Origin of the sequence: uncultured Rummeliibacillus sp. (assembly GCF_934216135.1) — a bacterium.
In the GTDB taxonomy this organism is placed as follows: Bacteria; Bacillota; Bacilli; order Bacillales_A; family Planococcaceae; genus Rummeliibacillus.
This window is the reverse complement of record NZ_CAKQBI010000011.1, coordinates 58,002-80,279: the sequence shown is the minus strand read 5'-3', so window position 1 is coordinate 80,279 and position 22,278 is coordinate 58,002. Positions and strand designations below refer to the sequence as shown.

Here is a 22,278-nt window from a genome sequence, read left to right as displayed (position 1 = left end):
TTAAATCTCCTTTATTAATGGTATTTGTATAGTCACTTTTGTACCATTACCTAATTCACTATCTATATGCCAAGTTCCTTTATGATATTTTACAAGCTGATCTACAATAGAAAGACCTAATCCACTACCTCCATCACTTCTGCTTCGTGCTTTATTGACTCGATAAAAGCGTTCAGTTATATGTGGTAAGTCTTCAGCAGGTATTCCAATACCATGATCTTGTACAGTTATAATTGCCATATTCTCTTTTCTCTTTGAACTTAGAATAATCTCTGTTCCTTCTTTAGAATATCGCAGTCCATTTTCTATAAGATTAATCATTATTTGCTTAATTTTTTCCTCGTTTGCATTAATAATGATATCTTCATCAATGTCTGTTCTCAAACTAATTGATTTTAAGTAAGCTTTTTGCTCCGTAATTGTTACAACTTCACGTAAAGTTTCCGCCAGCGGCAAAGGATATAAGGGTCCGGATTCTGTTTGGTTAACAGCTCTTGATAATTGCAATAATTCATTTGTCAGTTTTTCTAAGCGATTTGCTTCCCGAACAATAAGAGAAAGCGTCTCTTGTCTTTGTGATTCCTCTATATATCCATTCTGCAATGCTTCTCCATATCCTTTTACATAACTAATGGGTGTCCGCAATTCATGGGAAACTGTTGCTAGAAATTGCTTTTGAGCTTCATCCTCGCGTTGTATTGATGTGGCCATTTTGTTGAAGGTTTGTGCAAGTTCTCCTATTTCATCTTTAGATTTTACTTCAACTCGAGTTTCATAATTACCCACGGCCATCTTTTCAGCTGCATTTTGCAACTCTTTTAATGGTTTCATAATATGCTTGATACCTTTAAACACACCAAATCCAATTAAGACTATAAAGATAGCTGCACTGCCAAGTAAGATAAAGACTTCTTTTGAAGCCATTTCTGTTATTTTAGCAAGCGGGAAGTATATATAGATAATCCCCTCTAAACGTTTTTGATCAGTTAATGGAATAATGGCTGAAATTACTTGGCGATCAAAACGCTTTTCATAGCCTTTTTTTGTGATTGTTTTCCCCTCAAGAAGCTGCTGTCGTTCATCTGCACCGATTAAAGTATCATAATCGATATCAAATGGTACACATGCACTTAGTTCTCTAGGATTCCGAACTGCAAACACATTTATATTCGAGTAATCATTATATTCATCAATCTTTTGGATAAATTCATCAGTTACTTTTCCACCATTATAGATTGTTGACAATTTTTCTCCAACTTCAACCATTGAATCTTCTGCGTCTTTTACATAAAGGCCTTCATATAAGAAATCCGTAAGAACATACATAAATAATATTGTAATGGCTAAAAAAGCTACAATGACTGTCCAAATTTTCGTGGATAATTTTTTCATTTTGCAACCTCGAATCGATACCCCAATCCCCATACAGTTTGTATATATTTTCCGGTCTTTGCTCCTAGTTTTAATCTTAATGTTTTAATATGTGTATCAACCGTTCTAGTACCACCGCTATAATGTGCATCCCATATAATTTCTAAAAGTTGTTCTCGTGTATAGACTACACTTTCGTTATTCATAAACAAATGCAGGATTTCGAATTCCTTTAATGTTAATGGAACAACTTTACCACTCACACTAACTTTTCTTGACACATCATCTAATTCTATTTCTCCCTTAACAATTAGATGATTGGTATCTTCAACAACTTCTCCTTCAGTTCTTCTTAATACGGCTTGTATCCTAGCTATTAGCTCTGATGCAGAAAACGGTTTTACTACATAATCATCAGCACCAATTGTTAGTCCTTTTACTTTATCCTCATTCGCATCCTTTGCTGTCAAGAAAATAATGGGGACATCAGATTCCTTTCTTATTTCAGCACAAACAGAAAAGCCGTCCATCTCTGGCATCATTACATCTAAAATAACTAAGTCTATATGATGTTCTTTTAGCAGCTTAAACGCTTCTTGTCCTCCATTCGCTTGAAGAGATTGAAAACCAGACTGGCTTAACATTACTTCAACTAAATTTCTCATATCTTGTTCATCATCTACAATTAATATTGTCGTCATTCTTCGTTCCCCCTGACAAGCAATTGGAAAGGTCCTTTACCTACATTGATTGTTTTAGCAATTTTCCCATTTTGTAAAAAATAGACGTGATGATCATCATATCCAGCTACCACTATGTTGTCTTTAAAGATTGTTACAGTAAAGGGATTCGCCCCAACTTCCATTTTACGAATTACCTTACCATTGAAATCCACTTCAGAAAGTGCACTATCACCATGACTAATAACATAGACGCGATCTTGACTCTTTGCAAAACCAACAGGCATTAAAGGTAGTTTAATCTGTGATATTCTTTCACCTGTTTGTAAGTCATAAATATCGGCCGTTGAGTTTGGTTTAATCCCCTCACCATGACCACCAATCCATAATTCCTTATTCTTAACAATCTGCATACCATTTGATGACTTCTCAATAGTCCACTCTTTTAAAGGTTTTAAAGTATTTGTCTGCAATATTGATAAAGTAGTATCTTTGTAATTTACTATATAAAGTTGCTGATCATGGATGATCATGGACATAGGGTAATTTCCTACCTTTTGAGTTTTGGCTAATTTTCCATTACTAAAATATGCCGAAATACGGTTGGTTTTCCCGTTTGCTAGATACACTTTTTGATGTTTTTTATCATAAATAGCATTTGTTATACCAATTCCAGTAGCAATGGTGTATTCTTGTTTACCCGTGCTCAAGTTATAGACAGTTGCTTTTTTTAACTGATATCCATACAGCAAAATATAATCATGATCTATTAATGTTGCACCAGTATATCCTTCATCTAGTTTCCATGTTGTAAATACTTTTCCTTTATCGTTTATAAAACTGATTGATGGTGCTTGTAAATTTACAGATGCTACAAAATTTTTTGTTTTAGATATTGCAGGGTATGTAGTCTCACCGCATCCACTAAGAATTAGTGCAAAACTGACGATCCATAGAATCCACATTTTTCTCCAAATCACAAGCATCACCTCTATATACTATTTTACTTTGTAAATGTGAAATATAAATGAAGTCTTCTTAGCTATTTTTTGAAGAAATAATAACGTTCGCAAAGCTAAATGTAACTATTAAAACAAAAGAACTCCATCTCTTACTAGAGACAGAGTTCTTTTTGGAATATTGATGCTATAACTTCTTTTGCCGCATTTTCCCCTTGTAAAATACAATCGGTTAAACTGAAGCCTTCATAAGCATTTCCAGCAAGACGAATAGTCGGGTATGACTCATGCAATTCTTTTTTCGCCTGTTCAACTCTTTTTTGATGTCCTATTGTATAAATCGGCATTGCCTTTTTAAAACGGGATACTACTGTATGAATTGGTTTTCCAGCAACTTTAAGGGTGCTTTTTAAATCTTGTAAGACAATTTTTTCAATTTCTGAATCAGACAGTTCAACGATAGATTCATCACCTGCTCGTCCTACATAGCTCTTAATCACTTCATAATCTCCAGGGACTTTGTGTGGCCATTTGCGATGAGTAAGAGAACATGCAGTGATAGAATATTCACTACTTCTAGAGACAAAAAAGCCATATCCATCAAACGCTTTCTTGATGGTGTTGTGTGGAAAAATCATTGAAACCGTCGCAAATGAATTCACTGGAATATCGAGTAAACTTTTCAAAATACCTTCTCGCTCAAATAACTTTGTTGCCATTTGATGTGAAGTCGCAACAATCACACCATCTACAAAGATAGAATGCTGATTATTTAGTGACAGTATTATTTTATCCTTCGATTTTGTAATACTTTGAACCCGAACACTTTTATAAATAATAGCCATTTCTAACGCTTGCTCTAAAGCATCGATTAAACTCTCCAAACCGTCCTTTAACGTTAGATAAGAGTATCCATTTGCACCTTCTTTTAGTTTAGATGTTTCCTTTTGAATACCTTTAATCACACTGCGATGTTTTCTACAAGCATTAGATAAATTCGGAAGTGTTTCATGTAAACTCAATAAATCGATATCACCCGAATACGCTCCCGATAATATAGGTTCGATTAAATTTTCAACAGTCTCTTCTCCAAATCGTTTACGTAAAAACTTACCTAATGATTGATCTTGACTTATGTCAGATGGAGGTAATAATAAATCACAAGCCGTCCTTAACTTTCCACTCCAAGAAATCGCATCAGACTTAGCAAAGGGCAAAATTTCAGTTGGTATTCCTAAAATAGAACCTTTTGGAATGGGGGAAAGTTGATTATTGATAGCTACATAAGATTTTCCCGGGGAATTACTGATTAGCTGGTCTTCAATCCCTAACTGTTTTGATAAATCTACAACTACTTGATCTTTCTCAAAAAAAGAATCTGGACCTCTTTCAATGATAAAGTCATCCTTTTTTACTGTTTGAATACTGCCACCTAATCTGTGACTTGCTTCTATAAGGACAATCTCAAGCGGTAGCTTCTGTTTTCTTGCTTCTTGTTGCAAAAAGAACGCAGCTGTTAAGCCCGTAATCCCCCCTCCGATAACGGCAACCCTTCGCTTTTGTTCAGTCACATCAATCATCACTTTCTATTAAGCATGAGCTACTAATGTTTTTTGTACTACATCAACTAATGCATCTATAAATAATGGATTGTCATTTGGCATTGCTGGACGATGGTAGTTTGCTCCTAGTTCTTCACAAACAGTTTTACATTCATAGTCATTATCATAAAGAACTTCTAAGTGCTCAGCTACAAAACCAACTGGTGTATATACAAATGAACGATAGCCTTTCTTGTTATATAACTCACGTGTTAAATCTTGTACATCTGGTCCAAGCCATGGATCTTTTGTTTGACCGGCAGATTGCCAACCAAATTCCATATTTTTCACGCCTGTACGTTGTTGAAGAATTTCTGCTGTTTCATGTAGTTGATCTGCATATGGATCACCCATAGCGATAATTTTTTCTGGTAGAGAATGAGCACAAACGATTAAGCAAGCCTTTTCACGTTCTTCATCAGACATTGCAGCAAATTCTGCATTGATTTTTTCTGTCCAATATTGAAGATATTTTTCTTCTTTATACCAGCTATCAATAGTATAAATAGTTAAATTGCCAAGTTCCTTTGCTTTATCTGTTGCACGAGTATTATATGATTTTGTTGAGAATGAAGAAAAATGTGGTGCTAAAACTAGTGAGACTGCTTCAGTAATACCATCATTATGCATTTTTTCAACTGCATCTTCGATAAAAGGCGCAATATGTTTTAAGCCAATATATAATTTGTACTCAACTTCATCTTGTACTTCATTTAAACGTTTTTCTAATGCTTTTCCTTGTTTTTCAGTTGTTTCAGCAAGTGGTGAAATTCCACCGATTGCTTTATAACGGCTGCGTAAATCTTCAATATGTTCATCACTAGGACGGTGTCCGTGGCGAATATGTGTATAATAAGGAATTAAATCATCATCGTTTTTTGGCGTTCCATAAGCCATTACTAATAGTCCGATTTGTTTTTTCATTTCTAATCACCTCAAGATTATAATGAATGCGCTTTTATTTTTTGCGCACTATATTCATGTATTAAAGTTGTTAATCGTTTTAAAACATCTGGATTTACTGATGGAAATACTCCATGGCCCAAATTGAAGATATGACCTGGTACTTCTAACCCTTGATCAATAATCTCTTTTGTACGAGCTTCAAGAATTGACCAATCAGCTAATAATAATGTTGGATCAAGATTTCCTTGAACAGGTTTTGTAATACCCATTTCACGCGCTTCTCTAATAGGTAAACGCCAATCTAATCCAACTACATCTAACGGTAGATCTTGCCAATCTAGTGCTAAGTGACTTGCACCTACACCAAATAAGATCATCGGTACACCTTCGGCTTTTAGCTCATTAAAAATACGTTCCATAACCGGTTTGATGAAAATGCTATAGTCTCGATGACTTAAAGCACCCACCCATGAGTCGAAGATTTGGAATGCTTTAGCACCTGCTTTAATCTGTGCTTTTAAATCTGTAATCACCATATCTCCAAGTTTCTCCATCAAAAGGAACCATGCTTCTGGTTGTGACACCATAAATGATTTTGTCAACGCATAGTTTTTAGAGGGACCGCCTTCTATTAAATAACTTGCCAATGTAAATGGTGCTCCGGCAAAGCCGATTAAAGGTACATTAAGTTGTTCTTTAGTCAATAACTTTATCGTATCAAGGACGAACGGAACATGCTCCTCAGGATTAAATTCTCTAAGATTCTTTACATCTTGCGCCGAGCGAATAGGATTGGAAATAACAGGGCCTACTCCGCCTTTAATCTTCACATCTATTCCCATACCAGGTAAAGGAGTAACGATGTCTTTGTATAAAATCGCTGCATCCACATCATAATTTTGTACTGGTAAGTGCGTTACATAAGCACATAATTCTGGTTGGTGCGTTATTTCTTCTAGTGAATATTTTTCTTTAATCTTGCGATATTCAGGTTGTGAACGACCTGCTTGTCGCATGTACCAAACTGGTGTATAGGCTGTCCTTTCACCTCGTGCTGCGCGTAAAAGCGTATCATTAAATGTTCCCATGAACAGTAAACCGTCCTTTCATCAATTCAGTAATTATTTAATTCGACATTCATATCCATTGTTCATAATAGACGTTTCTTCAAGCGTTGTATAGTTCAACGAGCTGATTGTCAAAAAAATGTATAAATTGATGACATCTTTTTGACAAAGTGTCTACTTATGATATTTTCTAATTTAAAGGATATACTATTATTAACTTTCTTTCATAATGTTTATACCATTTTTTGTCGATTTAGAGGGATGATTTCCGAGATAGACATTGATTTTTCTTGATAGGATTACTCGTTCATACTTCTCTAATATAATGTATTAAATTTTCTTGTACTGTTGCAAGAATTCAAATTAGCTTACAAAGGTGGAATTTCTATGTATTTATATTTAACTTCTGGAACACCAGAATTTATGGAAAGTCTAAAAAAGAAGTTTTCGAAAGAAGATATGATTGTTTTATATGGTGAAGGAAATACAGTTCTACTTCATGAATCTGATAAAAAAAGTGTGTTTGCTACCCCGAGAAGCTATGAAGTTATAGGTAATATCAATACCTTAGACGAACATGGCTATTTTGTTATGAACCATATTCCTGTTAAAAGTGAAAGTCGAAAAATATTTGAAGATCGTTTCTTAGACACGATTAAAGCGATTGAAAACGAACCCGGTTTAATCGCATTTCGTTTACTAAGACCTTTGCATGACGAAACATATATTTCTCTTACTGAATGGACTGGTCCACATTCATTTGAAGCATGGAAGGCATCCAGTTCCTATAAAGAAACCCATGAAGATGTAAATGGAGTAGATCGTGGAAATATTTTCACAAGTGCTCCTTATGTAAAAATATATGTGACAAAGCGCCCTGATGAAGAGGAGCTATAAATCATTAAAAGTTGAGTGATTCGCTCGGCTAAAAGGAATTTATCTTCTCCGAATTTGTGGTTGATTTTCACTACTGAATCACTCTTTATACGGATGAAAAGAGCCTCCTTCACGTTAGGAGGCTCTCAACTTACCCATAGATATTGTTATTTCTACTCTTTTACTGCCGAAGCTAATATTTCATATGAACGTATACGTGAGGCTGGATCATAAATATGTGAAACAGCCATTATTTCATCCACGCCTGTTCTTTCAACAAAAGCTCCAAGATCATGTTCAATCGTTTCTTGGTCTCCGATAAATGAATAATACAATGACTGCATAACCATATTCTTTTCGGATTCTGACCAATAATTTTCCATATCATCTACTGGTGGTAGTAATTTATTTTTTGTATTACGAACAATGTTCAAAAAATGCAAATATAGACTCGTCGACATTTTTCTTGCTTCCTCATTTGTATCGGCCGCAATTACATTGACACAAGCAATCGTGTATGGTTCTTTTAATTGCTCGGATGGTTGGAATGATTCTCTATACATTCGAAGTGCTTCCATTAAATATGTCGGTGCAAAATGGCTAGCAAATGCATATGGCAATCCTAACATTCCAGCAAGGCGTGCACTGAAAAGGCTTGATCCTAGTAAATATAATGGTACGTTTGAACCTTCACCAGGATATGCATGTACATGACCATCTGGATTATTGCTTAAATAACGTTGTAATTCTAGTACATTCTCTGGGAAATCTTCACCCGAACTTTGCAAATTCCTACGAAGTGCTTGAGCTGTTATTGGATCTGTACCTGGTGCTCTTCCTAGACCTAAGTCAATGCGGTCTGGATATAATGCATCTAACGTACCGAATTGTTCTGCAATTACTAAAGGGACATGATTAGGAAGCATTATACCTCCTGATCCCACTCGAATTGTTTTCGTTCCTTGTGCAACATAACCGATTAACAATGATGTTGCGGAACTAGCGATACTCGGACTATTATGATGTTCTGCAAACCAATAACGTTTGTACCCTAACTTTTCTACATTTTGCGCTAACTCCAAACTATGTTGGAAAGAATATGATGCATCATGATCTTTTAATACAGATACTAAATCTAACACAGAAAGCTCAATATCCTTTAATTTCTTTTGCTTTTCCGTCACTTATTTCAATCCCCTTTCATGAGGTTAAACTTTAATCTCTCACAATCAATATATATCATTTGAGAACAATCATAAAAAAGGATGCTCTTTAAAGAATAAAAACTCCTTAAGGGCACCCTTTTATAATTCGTTATTTACTTAAACGAAGTGTAAGTTCACCAACTACTAGTACGATTAATCCTTGTACATAGAAATATGGTATTCCTAATCCTGCAAGTAACACAACAATTGCTTGTACAATAATAGTATACCGCACTATTTTAACCGCTGCTTTTTCACGCGCATTCTTTGGTAAAGGATACAACATGTCCATTCTGAAATCATTTGATGTTATTAATGCTTGTTTCAACTGAATAGCAGTTGCAAATGATAATGCTGCCACGACTACGCCAATGGCAATAGGAATGTTAACAAAGGCTGCAGCTAATGCAGAAATCACCGTTAAACGAAGCCATAAAAAGAAATGATCATCTGTCCGTATAAATGAACGGAATATTAAATATTCCTGCGTATTTTGTTTTGCATATGGTATAAGTTTATAAACTCCATCTAACCATGCACGACGTCTTATACTTCCATGTATATTAGGTACATCTGTAAAATAATTTGCAAATCGGTAAATCCCCATCATACGATTTTCTTCTAATCTAACAAAATGTTCATATGGGAATGGTGTTTGTTGAACTTTCTTTTTCCATGACATCGGATAAGATACGATGATTAAGATCAGAACAATCATCGGAATAAATTGAACGTTCAAAACAGAGAAAAGCATGGCAAATGAGCACACCATCCGAACAATCCGATCCATCCAAACATTGTGACCCTTATAAGCCCATCTGTAACTGAACTCACTATAAATATTCCACCACTTCAATAGAAGTGCTACAACTAATCCGATGAATATCGTTAACGGTTCTAGACCCGCAACTTGTCGAAGCATCGGCCATGTCACAATATAAAGAAGAGCAACAAGGATAATTTGTGAGCCAAATGTATATCTTAAAGCCTTGCTAAAATATAGAGGTAATTTTGTCTCCAGAGGGAGTAAATATACCTCGTCTGGTTTTCGAATTAACGTAATAGGTCTACTAATTCCCAATACAATTCCCAGAATTACTGTCGCTAATAATATTGAAGGAAAATCACTGGATGCTGTTTTTAGCCATTCACTGTATTTATAGCCCGCTGCTCCAAGAACGAACATAATAACAATAGCTAAATGACCAGTAAAGACGAATCGCAAATACTTTTGAACTTCCCCCATATAATGGGTAAACCGCGCACGCCAAACATCATGCAAGCTATTCATCATCTTGCTCCTTTGTCATCGCGATATATAAATCATCTAATGTTGCGTTCGGCATATTGAATGTTTGGCGTAAGTCATCCATTGTACCAAATGCACGCAAACGACCGTTATGCAATAATAGGATTTTATCGCAATGCTTTTCTGCGGTAGCCAATACATGCGTTGACATTAAAATAGATGCCCCTTCTTTTTTCTTTTCATCCATTTGGTCTAATAATGATTGGATTGCTAATGGATCTAGACCTAAAAATGGCTCATCAATAATATATAAAGAAGGATTGACTAAAAAGGCACACATAATCATTACTTTTTGGCGCATCCCTTTAGAGAAATGAGAAGGAAACCAATTCAATCTTTTTTCCATTCTAAATTCTTTTAGTAAGGGTGCTACTCTTTCTTCCATAGTTTCTAATTCAATTCCATAAGCCATAGCAGTCAACTCAAGATGCTCTTTTAATGTCAGTTCATCGTAAAGAACCGGGGTTTCTGGAATATAAGAGAAAGAAGAACGATATTGATCCATATTGTCTTTAATGGATACACCGTTTAACAAAATTTCTCCTTTTTGTGGTGTCATTATGCCAATAATATGTTTGATCGTAGTACTTTTACCAGCACCGTTTAAGCCTATTAATCCTACCAGCTCCCCTGGTTCAATAGTAAAAGACAAGTCATGAATAACAGGTTTTCGTGTATAACCACCTGTTACAGATTGTAATTCTAATACCGTCATTCAAAGTCACTCCCATTCTTATTTACAGTTTATCAAAAATTCCTCTTTCTAGCAGTTCCTATGTGGTAAAATGAATAGCAAAATAGTGAAAGGTGTGTTTTTACATGAGCGATTGTTTATTTTGCAAAATTATCGATGGGTCTATTCCAAGTACTAAAATCTATGAAGATGAGTATGTCTATGCGTTTATGGATATCGGTCCATTAACAAAAGGACATACTTTACTAATTCCAAAAGAGCATGTGGCAAACGTTTTTGAAATGTCCGAAGAAACAGCTGCTAATCTTTTCAAGGTTGCACCTCGTATCGCAAATGCGATTAAAGATACTTTCAAGCCAGCTGGCATGAATCTATTAAATAATAATGGTGCTCCCGCTGGTCAAAGCGTATTCCACTTCCATTTACACTTTATACCAAGATATGATGCAACTGATGGTTTTAAACCTACGTGGAATACAAAAGAAGACGAATATACTCCTGAAATCCTACAAAAACTAGCTGAAGAAATTAAAGCTAACTTGAACAAATAATAGAATTCTATCTATTGAATAGAGAGTATTAAAAGCACAGAAATTGTTCTGTGCTTTTTCTGCTTTATGACCCGAATACGCTATTGCCTTTCAAACAATTAAATTGTAAAATCATTATAAGTTTTCGCTTTCGAACAAGAGGATACGGAAGGAGAACATTAGCTTAGCTTAGGCAACTGAATAGGAGAGATGAGAAATGAATACAAAAAATTTAGTATTAATGGCACTACTCGTTGGTGTGGGAGCAGCATTATATGTTGTTATTCCTGGGTTTAATGGTGGGATGAAACCTGACTTCATGTTAACAATGATGTTCATCGGAATTCTACTATTCCCTAGAGTAAAAGAGGTATTTCTTCTTGCTGTGACTACCGGCATTATTTCAGGACTATTTTCTACATTCCCAGGTGGATTTGTACCAAATATAATCGACAAATTTGTTACAGCATTTATCTTTTATGTCATTGTTGTTTTGTTGAAAAAAATGGCTCAAAAAATTGTTGTATCAGCTATTCTTGCCGGTATTGGTACAATTATCTCAGGTAGTGTATTTTTAGGTTCTGCAATTGTAGTTACTGGTGCTAACATTCCTTTTGGAGCACTATTCTTAACAGTGGTCTTACCCGCTGTAGCTATTAATATTGTAGCTTTCGTAATAATTTACCCAATTATTATGAATCTCGTAAAACGTTCAAAATTTACAACAGCTTTACATCAAGCCTAACAAAAAGAAGGAGTTGACCTTCAGTATTATATAGGTCAACTCCTTCTATTTATATGATAAATGGGATAACTCTTAAGTATTTACTTAGCTCACGAGTTATCCCCATTTTATTTTTTTAATATCTTGTTTTAATATAGTATTAAGAGGAAATAACTATAAGAAAAAAGGAGACTGAATTTTATGAAAGCCTCAACTTTTTTATTCGGACTTACAACTGGTCTATTGGGTAGTGCTGCAGCGGTATTACTAACTACACCACAATCCGGAAAAGAATTACGCTCTACTTTAAAAACGGGTAAAAATATTGTAAATGAACAAGTAAAAGATTTAAGCCATCATGTTACGAATATCAAAAATTCCATTAATAATATTAAAAGTGAAGTAAAAGTTGCTGTTCCAGCTGTTTTAGAGGATACGAAATCATCTATTTCTGTATGGCAAGAAGAAACTGCTCCTATTCAACAACATCTTCAACAAGAAATTTCTTCATTGCAAAGCTCTGTTGAAGAAATTCAACAGCAAATAAATGCGTTTCAAAATAGAAAAGCCAAAAAAGAGAGTAATAATTAGCTAAATAATAAACAAAATATTATAACGATAAATTTTCTTCGCATAACATTTCTTTATTCTATTGTATATTTTTGTAAGAGAATGATATAATATTAAGAAATTACGAAAGTGGTGATAGCTATGTCTGAAGAATTACTTACGGCTAAAGAAGCCATGCTCTACTCACAACGTGTTGCACAATTATCAAAAGCCCTTTGGAAAGCCGTAGAAAAAGATTGGCAAGCATGGATCAAACCTTATGATTTGAATATTAATGAACACCATGTATTACTTATTGCTAACAATTTGAAAGGTGCTTCCATATCTGATATTGCTAAATTCGGTGTAATGCATGTATCGACAGCTTTTAATTTTTCAAAAAATTTAGAAGAACGTGGCTTGCTATCATTCTCTAAACGTGATGATGATAAAAGAAATACATATGTTGAGCTCACCGAGAAAGGTCAATCATTGCTTTTAGAGCTATACGAAAACTTCAATCATTCTAGACATAGTGTTATTGAAGGTTCTCTTCCTTTAAAAGGAATGTACGGTAAATTTCCGCAATTTTTAGAATTAGTCGCCCTTATCCGTAACATTTATGGGGATGACTTTATGGATATATTTGAAGATTCTTTAAAAAATATAGAAGATTAAATAATCGTTCCAACATCAATAAATGTGCATTTAAAATTTGATGTTGGTTTTTTTTACCGATTATTTGTTTGTGCATTCAGAACAAGTATTAGATATTAAATTAAGCTTAGTTCTTTGTAAAGATAGCAACTTGTTTAAAAAATTTAGCTTGATTTTCCTTCTAAAAAGCTTTAATGTTATGTATCGATGATTTGATTAAATTAAAAAAATTGGAGATGCTACAAGTTGCATTGTTGGAAAACCATTAATGTACAAAAACAATACGGACATCATCGTATTTTCTTAATATCAGCGATATTTGTAATGATGGTCTTTTCTGTTTTTTACATTTTAATAACGGCTTATAAAGACAATCCAGTCTCTGATCAATTATTTCCACTATTTGTTTTAGTGTTTTTAATGATCTACCCGATTCATAAGCTTTTGCATTTTTTGCCATTGATGCGTTTTCGTTCAAGATTACGCTTTTCTATAGAAAAACATTTTAATATTATTCCTGTATTAGCTATGCGCATTCATGAGCCTATTTTAAAATCACGGTATATTGTCGCTTTAATAGTACCGTTCATGGCATTAAATAGTATACTCATAGTTGGGGCAATTATTTTCCCGACATTCAGACATTACTTTGCTATTTTATTAGCTTATCATTGCGGATTATGTGTAATGGATTTGCTTTATGTAAAACATTTAATACGTTCACCCAAACAAGCGTTAATAGAAGAGACAGATAAAGGTTTTGAAATTCTAATTTCACCTACAAATAACTAATGATACCAAACTTGTATTTTCTGTCTTTTTTTTGATATGCTAAAAGGGTATATAGAGGGGAGGAAAAGACTTGATCATTGCCATTGTCGTCCTATTCTCGGTGTTCTATCTATTCCAAATTAATCGGATGACGTACGCTTTATGCGCACAGAAAGAAATTCCCGAGGAAAAGCAACCTAAAATTTATCGCACCATTAATGTGCTTATTACCATTTTATTAATTTCATTTTACTTAGAAATGATGTTTACTATATAGAATAGGCTACGCATGGTCATGATGCTTCTCGTGCCCTGTGAAACTATAGAAAAGACCATTTACTTTCGTAAATGGTCTTTTATTGATTAGTAACCTCCGTAACCCAAAAATGCTGCACCTACAATGATCAACAAGATGAATAGTACCACCACAAGGGCAAAGGAGTTAGAACCGTAGTTATTTTGGTAACCTCCACTCATGTTTGTCACCCCCTTTCTTACCTATCCTATGCATTTGTTTATTTCATTTCTAGGCACTTTTTACAGCAACCTTTTCCATTTTTTTTCGTTCTATGGTATAGTTACATTTGCATATATTCAAGTGACTTAAGTTGGGAGAGATAAGGAAGATGAAAAAAACAGTTTTATCATTAACACTTGCAGCATCCGTACTTGCATTGTCAGCTTGTGGTAACGCGAGTGACGAAAAAGTTGCTACTTCAAAGGTTGGCGACGTAACAAAAGATCAACTTTACAAAGAAATGAAAGACTCAGTTGGTGACTCTGCATTACAACTAATCATCATCGAAAAAGTATTGAGCGATAAATATAAAGTATCTGATAAAGCAGTAAGTGCTGAATACAAAAAGCAAAAAGAACAAATGGAAAGCCAAGGTCAAGACTTTAAACAAGCTTTAGCAGCTCAAAATATGACTGAAAAATCATTTAAACGTAGTGTTAAACTAAATCTTTTACAAGAAGCTGCATTAGCTGATGGTGTTAAAGTATCTGAAGCTGACATGAAAGCTTATTATGAAGAAATGAAAAAAGAAGTAAAAGCTAGTCATATTCTTGTGGCTGATGAAAAAACAGCTAAAGAAGTGAAAGCTAAATTAGATAAAGGCGAAGATTTCGCTAAATTAGCTAAAAAATATTCAACTGATACAGGTTCACAAGCTCAAGGTGGAGAACTTGGTTGGTTTGGTCCAGATAAAATGGTTCCTGAATTCACAAAAGCTGCATATGCACTTAAAAAAGGTGAAATTAGCGAACCTGTAAAATCTTCTTACGGTTACCATATCATCAAATTAGAAGATGAACGTGACGCAAAAGTAAAAGGTTCATACGAAGATAATAAAGCTGAAATCAAGAAAAAATTACAACTTCAAGAAGCTGATCAATCTCAATTACTAACAAAAGTATCCAAATTGATCAAAGATGCAGACGTAAAAATTAAAGATGACGATTTAAAAGATGCATTAGCTCAATTCAAAAGCTCATCTAAATAATCTTTCTAAAGTCCAGGACAAGCTAGGACAATGAATAAGTCAGTTTTCAAAAAAACAGGCGACTTTCCGTTAAATCGAACAGAAAGTCGCCTGTTTCTTTATGTAAGTCAATTTCAAATAAAAAAAGCGAATATGAGAACGAATGGGTCATTCTCATACTCGCAATAGACTTTCAGTATCTTCTTAAGCTGACAGTCTTTTTGCTTTGCCCATTAATTATTATTCGATTGTTGGTTTATAGAATGAACGGTTATCCAACGGGAATAGGCGCTCAGTAAATTCACCAGGTCTTGTCTTGCCTAAAGCACGTTTTAATGTATTCATCTTCGCATCAATATTATCAATATAGTGCAGTATCTCAGCTTCTTGAAGCATTGGCTTTTTAGGACTTCCCCATTCTTCTTTACCGTGATGTGATAAAACCATATGTTGAAGAAGCATTACTTCTTCTCCTTCAATATTTAACTCATTTGCAGCAAGAGCAATTTCACTTACCATAATAGAGATATGTCCTAACATATTCCCAGTGACTGTATAGCTTGTTGAAATTGGTCCTGATAATTCTACTACCTTACCAATATCATGTAAGATTATTCCCGCATAAAGTAGATCTCTATTTAAAGTTGGATACAAATCTGCTATAGCTTTCCCTAGCTTTAGCATAGATACAACATGATCTAATAATCCGGATGCATAATCATGATGATTTTTTGTGGCTGCAGGAAAAGTCATTAGAGATTGTTGATTTTCCATGATTAAGTATCTTGTAAGACGAGAAATGTTAGGGTTCTTTATCTCAAAGAAAAAATTCATAAGCTGATCGAATAATTCTTCTTTAGGAGTTTCTGCTGATTGAACTAAATCAGTTACTGAAATATTCTCATCCTCATTTATAGGACGAATCGTTTTAATACGCAATTGTAGTTTTCCACGATAATCGTGAATTTCTCCACCGATTCGAACAATTCCACCCGCCTGATACAATTTTTCTTGATCTTCTCCAGTATCCCAAAGCTTTGCTTCTATGCTTCCACTTTTATCTTGTAAAATAAGTGTCATAAATGGTTTTCCCATTGTTGTAACACCTTTTGTTGCTTGTTTAATAAGTAAATATTGATCGACTGGTGCTCCTGCTTGTAATGTTGCTACTCCATTCATACCGAAGTCAATCCCCTTTCATTATTAAGATTTGCTACTTGGATGATATTAGCTTTCTCCCATTGTTCCAGCATTCCATCATGACATGTAAAGTAAAGAATCTGATGTTCACTTGAAATTCTTTGTATTAATTGTACCATGTAAATTATTCTTAAACGATCAAAATGGACAAACGGATCATCCATAATAATCGGAAATGGTGCTGATTGTTTAAGTGAACCAGCAAGAGCAAATCGCAGTGCGATATATGCTTGTTCTTTGGTTGCTTGTGATAACTCTGCAACTGAGTAACGAATCCCTTCCACTGATAATACTTCAAATTTTCCCTCAGTATTCAGATAAAGTGATTCATATCGATTATTGGTTAATAATTTAAAGTACTGCTCTGCATGTTGTAAAACTGCAGGGAGCTTTTCTTCTTTTAACTGATGTAAAGTTTCTTGAATAGCTGTAGATATAAGTTTAGATACTACCCATTCTTTTGCGTTGGTATTGAATGCTGCCTTATGTTGTTCAAACTGTTGGAGGTGGTTACCATATTGACGATCCTCTAACAAATGTTCAGCTTGTGCATTGAGAGTAGCCTGTTCTTTCAATAAGAGGCTCTTTTGTAACTGAAGCTGTTTTTCATGCTCATTATACTGCGTGATACGATGATTGATGTCTTCTATAGATAAATCTGTTGTCTGTATTGTTTTATCGAACATTTGAAGCTGTGCCTCAGTTTGTTGAAGTGAAAATTGCATTTTCTCAAACTGATGGTATTGCTCTGCAGCTTTATAATATTCGTCTACTGTTGTAACATTTGCATCCTGCAATAATTTGAGAATCTCTTCTTCATACGTATCATGCAACATGCTTAACTCTTCTAATTGCTGTTGTAGCTCCTTTTTCTTTTCAAGTGAGCTCTCTATAGAATGTTGTAATTCAAGCATTTGTTGATAACTACTGTGCACAACTGTGGATAAATTTTCAACAGTACAAGTAGTATTACAAATAATTGAAGCTTGTTGTAACCTTTGTTCTGTTAATCTTATCAATTGTTCTTTCTGATCATTCATCATCATCAAACGATTATTCGATAACTGTAATTGACGAACATTTCTAAATAACTCGTTAACTAATTTAGGCTGAATATCCCCTGTAATTTGGAATTTAGCTAAAAATAATTTCAGTTGTTCTTTGTTTTGTTCTGCAAGAATAGTTAACTTACTTAATGTTTTTAAAACTTGTTTTTGTTCTATTTCTTTATCTTCTAATTGTTGCTCAACTAAAGAAACACGATCATTATAGAGCCGGATTGATTGTTCAAGTTGTTCCATCTCTTGTGTCATTTTGCGGACTTTATCTAATTTTCTTATAGATTGTTCCAACTGTTTGTCTTGGTTTGAAGTATTTGCCTTATGATTGAATAATACATAAATTGCAATTGCCAACACTACCCCAACTATACCTAAAATCATTTTCTCTTGAGCGATACCCAAGATAATCGAGATAACTGCTAGAAAAATACTTAATACCTTTACTAACTGTTCGGTTTTTGATGATCCATGATGTTGTAGTAATACTTTTGCTTCAGTAGCTTCTTCTTTTTCTTTCTGCCACTTTTTTAAACGTTCCTTTTCATCCTCAGTTGGCATACTTTCATACAATTCGTCCAGTTTTTGCGATAGAGTTCGGATTTCCTCTTCTAAACGATTTGATATTCTCTGTTGAAATCGTAATTGCTCATCTTGTTCTTCCATTTGTCGGATCAAACGTTGAAATTGATCTTCCTGTTGTATAGAAACTTCTGATTGTAATACTGCTTGTTGTTGTTCAGAACTCGTAATACCTAAAAGTTGAAATTGACTATTCATCTCTTGTTTCACTGTTTGAATATCCCTTTCAAACTGGCGAAGTTGAGTTTGCCATTCCCTCCATTCACTATCACGATCGACAAGTTCTTTTAATGAATGTAATTGTTCAATATCAAACTCTTCCTGTAACTGTTCTATTAAGAAATCGTAATTTTGTTGTACTTTATTTAAAGAAGCTTTGTTTGTTAACTGAAGTTCTCGCAATTGCTCAAATCGATTGATACCGTTGTTTGGAAATGAGGTATATTCAAGACCAGCTATTACGGATTCTAATCTTTGTTTTTCTTCTAATAATGGTGAAACTTGCCGTAACTCATTTAAGTTTTGTATATCTTGTTTAATCAGTTGTTCTTGCTTATCGAGATCTTTCATCTCTTTTTGAATCGCTTCTATCCTTTTCATAGAAGGCTCATATTCATCTATTCTTTTTCGTTCTTCTTTAATCTTTTGATCTTGTTTTACTAAATCGATAATATTCTGATTTAAAAGAGGCACTCTTCCTGATTTTTTGAACAATTCCTGTTGCCTTTTTTCTAATTCTTGTTTTACATTGGCAAGTTGATCTGCACCAGTCGTACCTGAGGCTAATAATACACCACTTAACTCTTCCTCAGATAAATTCTCCATCTGTTGTAATTGATGCACTGAAAAGGAAAATACTGCTTCAAAACTATGTCGGTTATACCCTCTCATAATCTTAGCTAATAACTCTTCATGCCCTTTTTCACCATTAGCAAGATATACTGTAACATCTCCACTTGCTTTTCCTTTCACTCGCTCTATAATACACTCACCATATTCATGATCGTATAGATGCACTTGTCCACCAAACTTACCACCTTTTTTAGGTTCATATCGTAGTTGTTGGTGGTTTTTTTGAGGAAATCCGAAGAGAATTTGCAAGATAAATTGTTGAATTGTCGTTTTGCCTGCTTCATTTAACCCATAAAAAACATTGATACCTTTTGATAATTCAACTGTAATATCTTCATGTTGTCCAAATCCATATATCAATAGCTTTTTTAAATGCACATCTACTCTCCCCCTACCCTTTGGTCATACTAATGTTCTTTAGAAATTGTTGTTTTGCCTCAGATACAAGAGATTCTAAATCTTCTGATGTTAACGTTTCTAAGTAGCGACTTCCTTTTGGATGTTGATACAGATCCTTTATAACCTCTTTTAAATGCTTTTCATCCCATTCACTTAACACTTTTAAGACTGATTCAGATGCTAATGTTGGCTCATATCTATTAACAGCAGAATCGTCTATTTCTAATGATTGTATCCATACAAATGGGGTCTTTTCTTCCTCTTGATCACGAATCACTTCGAGCCAATCTGCAAGTGGCGTCTCTTCAAATAGAGACTTTCCTTGTTCATCTATATTTTTTAGATAAAGCCAGACAACTCCAGCCCCAAATTGTTCTCTGAAGTTTTCCAAAGCTTGTCCACAAGCCCTAAGAACTTCATTGGCATGTATTAAGTTGGCACAATCGATTTCTATTTTGTCATACACAATAGCGGAAGTCGGAATAAATGTACAATCTGAAGCGAAATTTGTAATTGTAACATCATAAAACCCTTTTACGCCTTGTTCCTTTCGATGTCTACTTTGTATATTCCCCGGATAAATAATGGGTGGATCAGTATGCAAAACTTGACGCTTATGGATATGTCCAAGAGCCCAATAATCATAATTTTTGGAAAGCAATTCTTCAATTGTAAACGGTGCATAAACATCATGCGTTGTATTCCCCTGTAAACTTCCATGTAACATCCCAATATGTACGGCATCTTGTTCTGTGGCAATTGGGTATGTGTCAATCATAGATTTTAGTACATGCCGTTCTGGATAGCTAAATCCATATAGATTCACCTGGGAATCACGAACATTCAATGTCAATTTAGTCGTCTCTTTTGGCATTACATAAACATTTTCCGGCAATGAAAAGCGTGTCCATTTCCCCTTCAAATGATCATGATTTCCATAACTAATAATAATGGGAATTTGATATTCCGATAACTTCTCCATACCTTTTTGAAAAATTTGTTGTGCCCTTAAACTGCGATCTTCCCCATCATAAATATCACCTACAATCAGGATAAAATCAGGTTTTTCTTTAATCGCCTTTTCTATTAAATTTGAAAAAGCATCGAATGTACTGTTACGTAGCTGTTCAAATGCCTGCTCAGGTAAATTAGACATTCCTTTAAATGGGCTATCCAAATGCAAGTCAGCAGTGTGGAAAAATCGAATCGAAGACATACTATCCCTCTTTCAGTAAAGCGAATATTTGTTCTTATTTTAACATGAACTTCCAATTATTTATAGCGTTTTCTACTTAAGTCTTACACATTTTAATGTACAAGATTTAATCCATTTTAGTATAATGAATGTACATTCATTATAAGGGGTGAGGATGATGCTAACGTTTCGTTTTACAGCTTTTAAAAAATCTGGTGAAATCATTAAAGATGAAGCATGGGAATTCTCAGATGAAGATACAGCAAAAAAACAAGGGGCAGAAAAAATTGAACAACTTGGTTTATCCGAAGAGACTCATCGTCTTGTTAACTCAAGCGGTAAATTAATATTATTTCATGTGTGAGTAAAAAGGAGTTGTCCTGTAATTTTGGACAACTCCTTTTATTGACATTTATTAGATTTGATTTATTTTCCTTCAAAATTCGGCGTTCTTTTTTCTACAAATGCTTTAATACCTTCTAGATGATCTTTTGTACTACGCATTGTTGTCTGCCCCACTGACTCCATTTCTAAAATACTATTCAGTTCAGCAACTTTCTGTGCATGCAATATTTTTTTCGTCTCAATCATAGATAATAGTGGAGAATGTAGCAATTTTTGCGCTAATTGTCCTGCTTGTTCGATTGCTGTTCCATTTTCTACAACTTCGTCGACTAATCCTACTTTTTTCGCCGCAAAACCATTTAAAACATCTCCAGCCCAAATCATTTGCTGAGCTTTTGGAACACCTAATCTTTCTTTCATAAAGAAATGCCCTGCTCCATCAGGGATAAGACCAATTCCTATAAAATTCATCGCAAATTTACTATCTTCTTCCCCAATTATAATATCCGCTGCTAATGCTAAACTAAAACCAAGTCCAGCAGCTGCACCATGAACTGCTGCAATAGTTACCATAGGTAAGGTGTAAAATGCCTTCACCAATCTAGAGATATCTATCATAACATCAGCAATATCAAAGCTCTCAGTTAACATCGCTTTAATATCTCCACCGGCGGAGAATACTTTTCCCTCACCTTTTAATATCAACACTTGTATCGTAGGATCTTTATGCAATGCTTCAAAACAATTTGCTAACTCATGGAGCATTACATCATCCATCGCATTCATTTTTTGCGGTTGATTTAAACTAACAATCGCTAATCTACCGTTTCTTTCAATAGTAATTGTTTCATATCCCATTTTGGTGCACCCCTCTGTGTTCATAATAAATTACATAATGCTACCTTACTTAAAGATATTCTATGTTTTATTATAAAAACCTTTATTTTGAAAATTCTAATATTATTTTATTATTTGAGTAGATTTACAAAAATCAAAACATCATAAAAATTCTATTTTCTGACTATGTATTTTAATGAATAGCGGAATATTTAACTATTTTAAAAAAGTATTTAAATAAAATTATATTTGTCACCTTTTATAATTATCATTTCACTTAAATATACAAATTTCTTTCAAATATATTATTTCGTTATCATTATGTACTTAATTTCAGGGTGTTATATATATGTGCTATTGATAATGTTTTATTGAATTATCAACTTTTTTATTTTCCGGATAAAAACTTTCCTATGGGTTGTATTTA

Annotated in this window: 23 protein-coding genes; 9 read left to right on the top strand and 14 right to left on the bottom strand. The window is 34.1% G+C overall.

The window, feature by feature from the left end; genetic code table 11:
• The 6 genes from Q0977_RS09290 to hemE all read right to left on the bottom strand — a co-directional run bounded on the left by Q0977_RS09290 (position 1) and on the right by hemE (position 6,605).
• Positions 1-1,392 carry a cell wall metabolism sensor histidine kinase WalK gene (locus tag Q0977_RS09290; protein ID WP_119414579.1) on the bottom strand — a complete coding sequence of 464 codons (1,392 nt, stop codon included), beginning with the start codon at positions 1,390-1,392 and terminating at the stop codon, positions 1-3.
• Positions 1,389-2,072: a response regulator transcription factor gene (locus Q0977_RS09285; RefSeq protein ID WP_124217790.1), complete on the bottom strand. Its 684-nt coding sequence runs from the start codon at positions 2,070-2,072 to the stop codon at positions 1,389-1,391. The genes Q0977_RS09290 and Q0977_RS09285 overlap by 4 nt, the downstream gene beginning before the upstream one ends.
• Complete coding sequence (locus Q0977_RS09280; RefSeq protein ID WP_124217789.1) at positions 2,069-3,031, bottom strand: YncE family protein; 963 nt, start codon at positions 3,029-3,031, stop codon at positions 2,069-2,071. Before Q0977_RS09280 ends, Q0977_RS09285 begins: the two co-directional genes overlap by 4 nt.
• 134 nt (positions 3,032-3,165) lie before the next feature.
• Positions 3,166-4,590, bottom strand: coding sequence for a protoporphyrinogen oxidase (gene hemY / locus Q0977_RS09275; RefSeq protein ID WP_367269465.1), 1,425 nt, complete (start codon positions 4,588-4,590; stop codon positions 3,166-3,168).
• Between the two features lie 9 nt (positions 4,591-4,599).
• A complete protein-coding gene (gene hemH / locus Q0977_RS09270) occupies positions 4,600-5,535 on the bottom strand; it encodes a ferrochelatase (protein ID WP_119414575.1) in 936 nt (311 codons plus the stop codon).
• 17 nt (positions 5,536-5,552) lie between these two features.
• Positions 5,553-6,605, bottom strand: a complete 1,053-nt coding sequence (gene hemE / locus Q0977_RS09265) for a uroporphyrinogen decarboxylase (protein ID WP_299512943.1) — start codon at positions 6,603-6,605, stop codon at positions 5,553-5,555.
• A 366-nt stretch (positions 6,606-6,971) separates the two neighbouring features.
• Between hemE and Q0977_RS09260 the strand changes: the two genes are divergently transcribed.
• Positions 6,972-7,481 (top strand): antibiotic biosynthesis monooxygenase, encoded by a 510-nt coding sequence (locus Q0977_RS09260; protein ID WP_119414573.1) that lies wholly within the window; start codon positions 6,972-6,974, stop codon positions 7,479-7,481.
• Between the two features lie 152 nt (positions 7,482-7,633).
• Here Q0977_RS09260 and Q0977_RS09255 read toward each other — a convergent pair whose 3' ends face one another.
• From Q0977_RS09255 to Q0977_RS09245, 3 genes are all read right to left on the bottom strand, one after another.
• On the bottom strand, positions 7,634-8,644 hold the full coding sequence (locus tag Q0977_RS09255; RefSeq protein ID WP_119414572.1) for an LLM class flavin-dependent oxidoreductase: 1,011 nt from the start codon (positions 8,642-8,644) through the stop codon (positions 7,634-7,636).
• Positions 8,645-8,774: 130 nt separating this feature from the next.
• Positions 8,775-9,956: an ABC transporter permease gene (locus tag Q0977_RS09250; RefSeq protein WP_124217786.1), complete on the bottom strand. Its 1,182-nt coding sequence runs from the start codon at positions 9,954-9,956 to the stop codon at positions 8,775-8,777.
• On the bottom strand, positions 9,949-10,689 hold the full coding sequence (locus Q0977_RS09245; RefSeq protein WP_299512935.1) for an ABC transporter ATP-binding protein: 741 nt from the start codon (positions 10,687-10,689) through the stop codon (positions 9,949-9,951). Before Q0977_RS09245 ends, Q0977_RS09250 begins: the two co-directional genes overlap by 8 nt.
• Before the next feature lie 104 nt (positions 10,690-10,793).
• Here Q0977_RS09245 and Q0977_RS09240 point away from each other — a divergent pair, with 104 nt between their 5' ends.
• The 6 genes from Q0977_RS09240 to Q0977_RS09215 all read left to right on the top strand — a co-directional run bounded on the left by Q0977_RS09240 (position 10,794) and on the right by Q0977_RS09215 (position 14,176).
• A complete protein-coding gene (locus Q0977_RS09240; protein ID WP_119414569.1) occupies positions 10,794-11,219 on the top strand; it encodes an HIT family protein in 426 nt (141 codons plus the stop codon).
• 196 nt (positions 11,220-11,415) lie between these two features.
• Positions 11,416-11,943 (top strand): tryptophan transporter, encoded by a 528-nt coding sequence (locus Q0977_RS09235; protein ID WP_119414568.1) that lies wholly within the window; start codon positions 11,416-11,418, stop codon positions 11,941-11,943.
• A gap of 180 nt (positions 11,944-12,123) precedes the next feature.
• On the top strand, positions 12,124-12,513 hold the full coding sequence (locus tag Q0977_RS09230; RefSeq protein ID WP_119414567.1) for a YtxH domain-containing protein: 390 nt from the start codon (positions 12,124-12,126) through the stop codon (positions 12,511-12,513).
• Between the two features lie 114 nt (positions 12,514-12,627).
• Positions 12,628-13,149, top strand: coding sequence for an HTH-type transcriptional regulator Hpr (locus Q0977_RS09225; protein WP_299513028.1), 522 nt, complete (start codon positions 12,628-12,630; stop codon positions 13,147-13,149).
• A gap of 225 nt (positions 13,150-13,374) precedes the next feature.
• Positions 13,375-13,920 (top strand): DUF3267 domain-containing protein, encoded by a 546-nt coding sequence (locus Q0977_RS09220; protein WP_299512928.1) that lies wholly within the window; start codon positions 13,375-13,377, stop codon positions 13,918-13,920.
• 70 nt (positions 13,921-13,990) lie between these two features.
• A complete protein-coding gene (locus Q0977_RS09215) occupies positions 13,991-14,176 on the top strand; it encodes a hypothetical protein (RefSeq protein ID WP_146547517.1) in 186 nt (61 codons plus the stop codon).
• An 86-nt stretch (positions 14,177-14,262) separates the two neighbouring features.
• On the opposite strand, the gene Q0977_RS09210 is transcribed toward Q0977_RS09215, so the two are convergent.
• On the bottom strand, positions 14,263-14,376 hold the full coding sequence (locus tag Q0977_RS09210; protein ID WP_299512920.1) for a YjcZ family sporulation protein: 114 nt from the start codon (positions 14,374-14,376) through the stop codon (positions 14,263-14,265).
• Positions 14,377-14,525: 149 nt separating this feature from the next.
• Between Q0977_RS09210 and Q0977_RS09205 the strand changes: the two genes are divergently transcribed.
• Positions 14,526-15,404 (top strand): peptidylprolyl isomerase, encoded by an 879-nt coding sequence (locus Q0977_RS09205; RefSeq protein WP_299512918.1) that lies wholly within the window; start codon positions 14,526-14,528, stop codon positions 15,402-15,404.
• Between the two features lie 219 nt (positions 15,405-15,623).
• Here the strand turns inward: Q0977_RS09205 and yhaM are convergent, their stop codons facing one another.
• From yhaM to Q0977_RS09190, 3 genes are read right to left on the bottom strand one after another with little or no spacing between them, the layout of a single operon-like run.
• Positions 15,624-16,562, bottom strand: a complete 939-nt coding sequence (gene yhaM, locus Q0977_RS09200; protein WP_124217937.1) for a 3'-5' exoribonuclease YhaM — start codon at positions 16,560-16,562, stop codon at positions 15,624-15,626.
• A complete protein-coding gene (locus tag Q0977_RS09195) occupies positions 16,559-19,453 on the bottom strand; it encodes an AAA family ATPase (RefSeq protein WP_299512912.1) in 2,895 nt (964 codons plus the stop codon). Before Q0977_RS09195 ends, yhaM begins: the two co-directional genes overlap by 4 nt.
• 13 nt (positions 19,454-19,466) lie before the next feature.
• Positions 19,467-20,690 carry a DNA repair exonuclease gene (locus Q0977_RS09190; protein WP_299512909.1) on the bottom strand — a complete coding sequence of 408 codons (1,224 nt, stop codon included), beginning with the start codon at positions 20,688-20,690 and terminating at the stop codon, positions 19,467-19,469.
• Positions 20,691-20,847: 157 nt separating this feature from the next.
• Here Q0977_RS09190 and Q0977_RS09185 point away from each other — a divergent pair, with 157 nt between their 5' ends.
• A complete protein-coding gene (locus tag Q0977_RS09185; protein WP_119414559.1) occupies positions 20,848-21,033 on the top strand; it encodes a YhzD family protein in 186 nt (61 codons plus the stop codon).
• A gap of 62 nt (positions 21,034-21,095) precedes the next feature.
• Here Q0977_RS09185 and Q0977_RS09180 read toward each other — a convergent pair whose 3' ends face one another.
• Positions 21,096-21,872: an enoyl-CoA hydratase gene (locus Q0977_RS09180; RefSeq protein WP_299512900.1), complete on the bottom strand. Its 777-nt coding sequence runs from the start codon at positions 21,870-21,872 to the stop codon at positions 21,096-21,098.
• Positions 21,873-22,278: the final 406 nt, after the last annotated feature.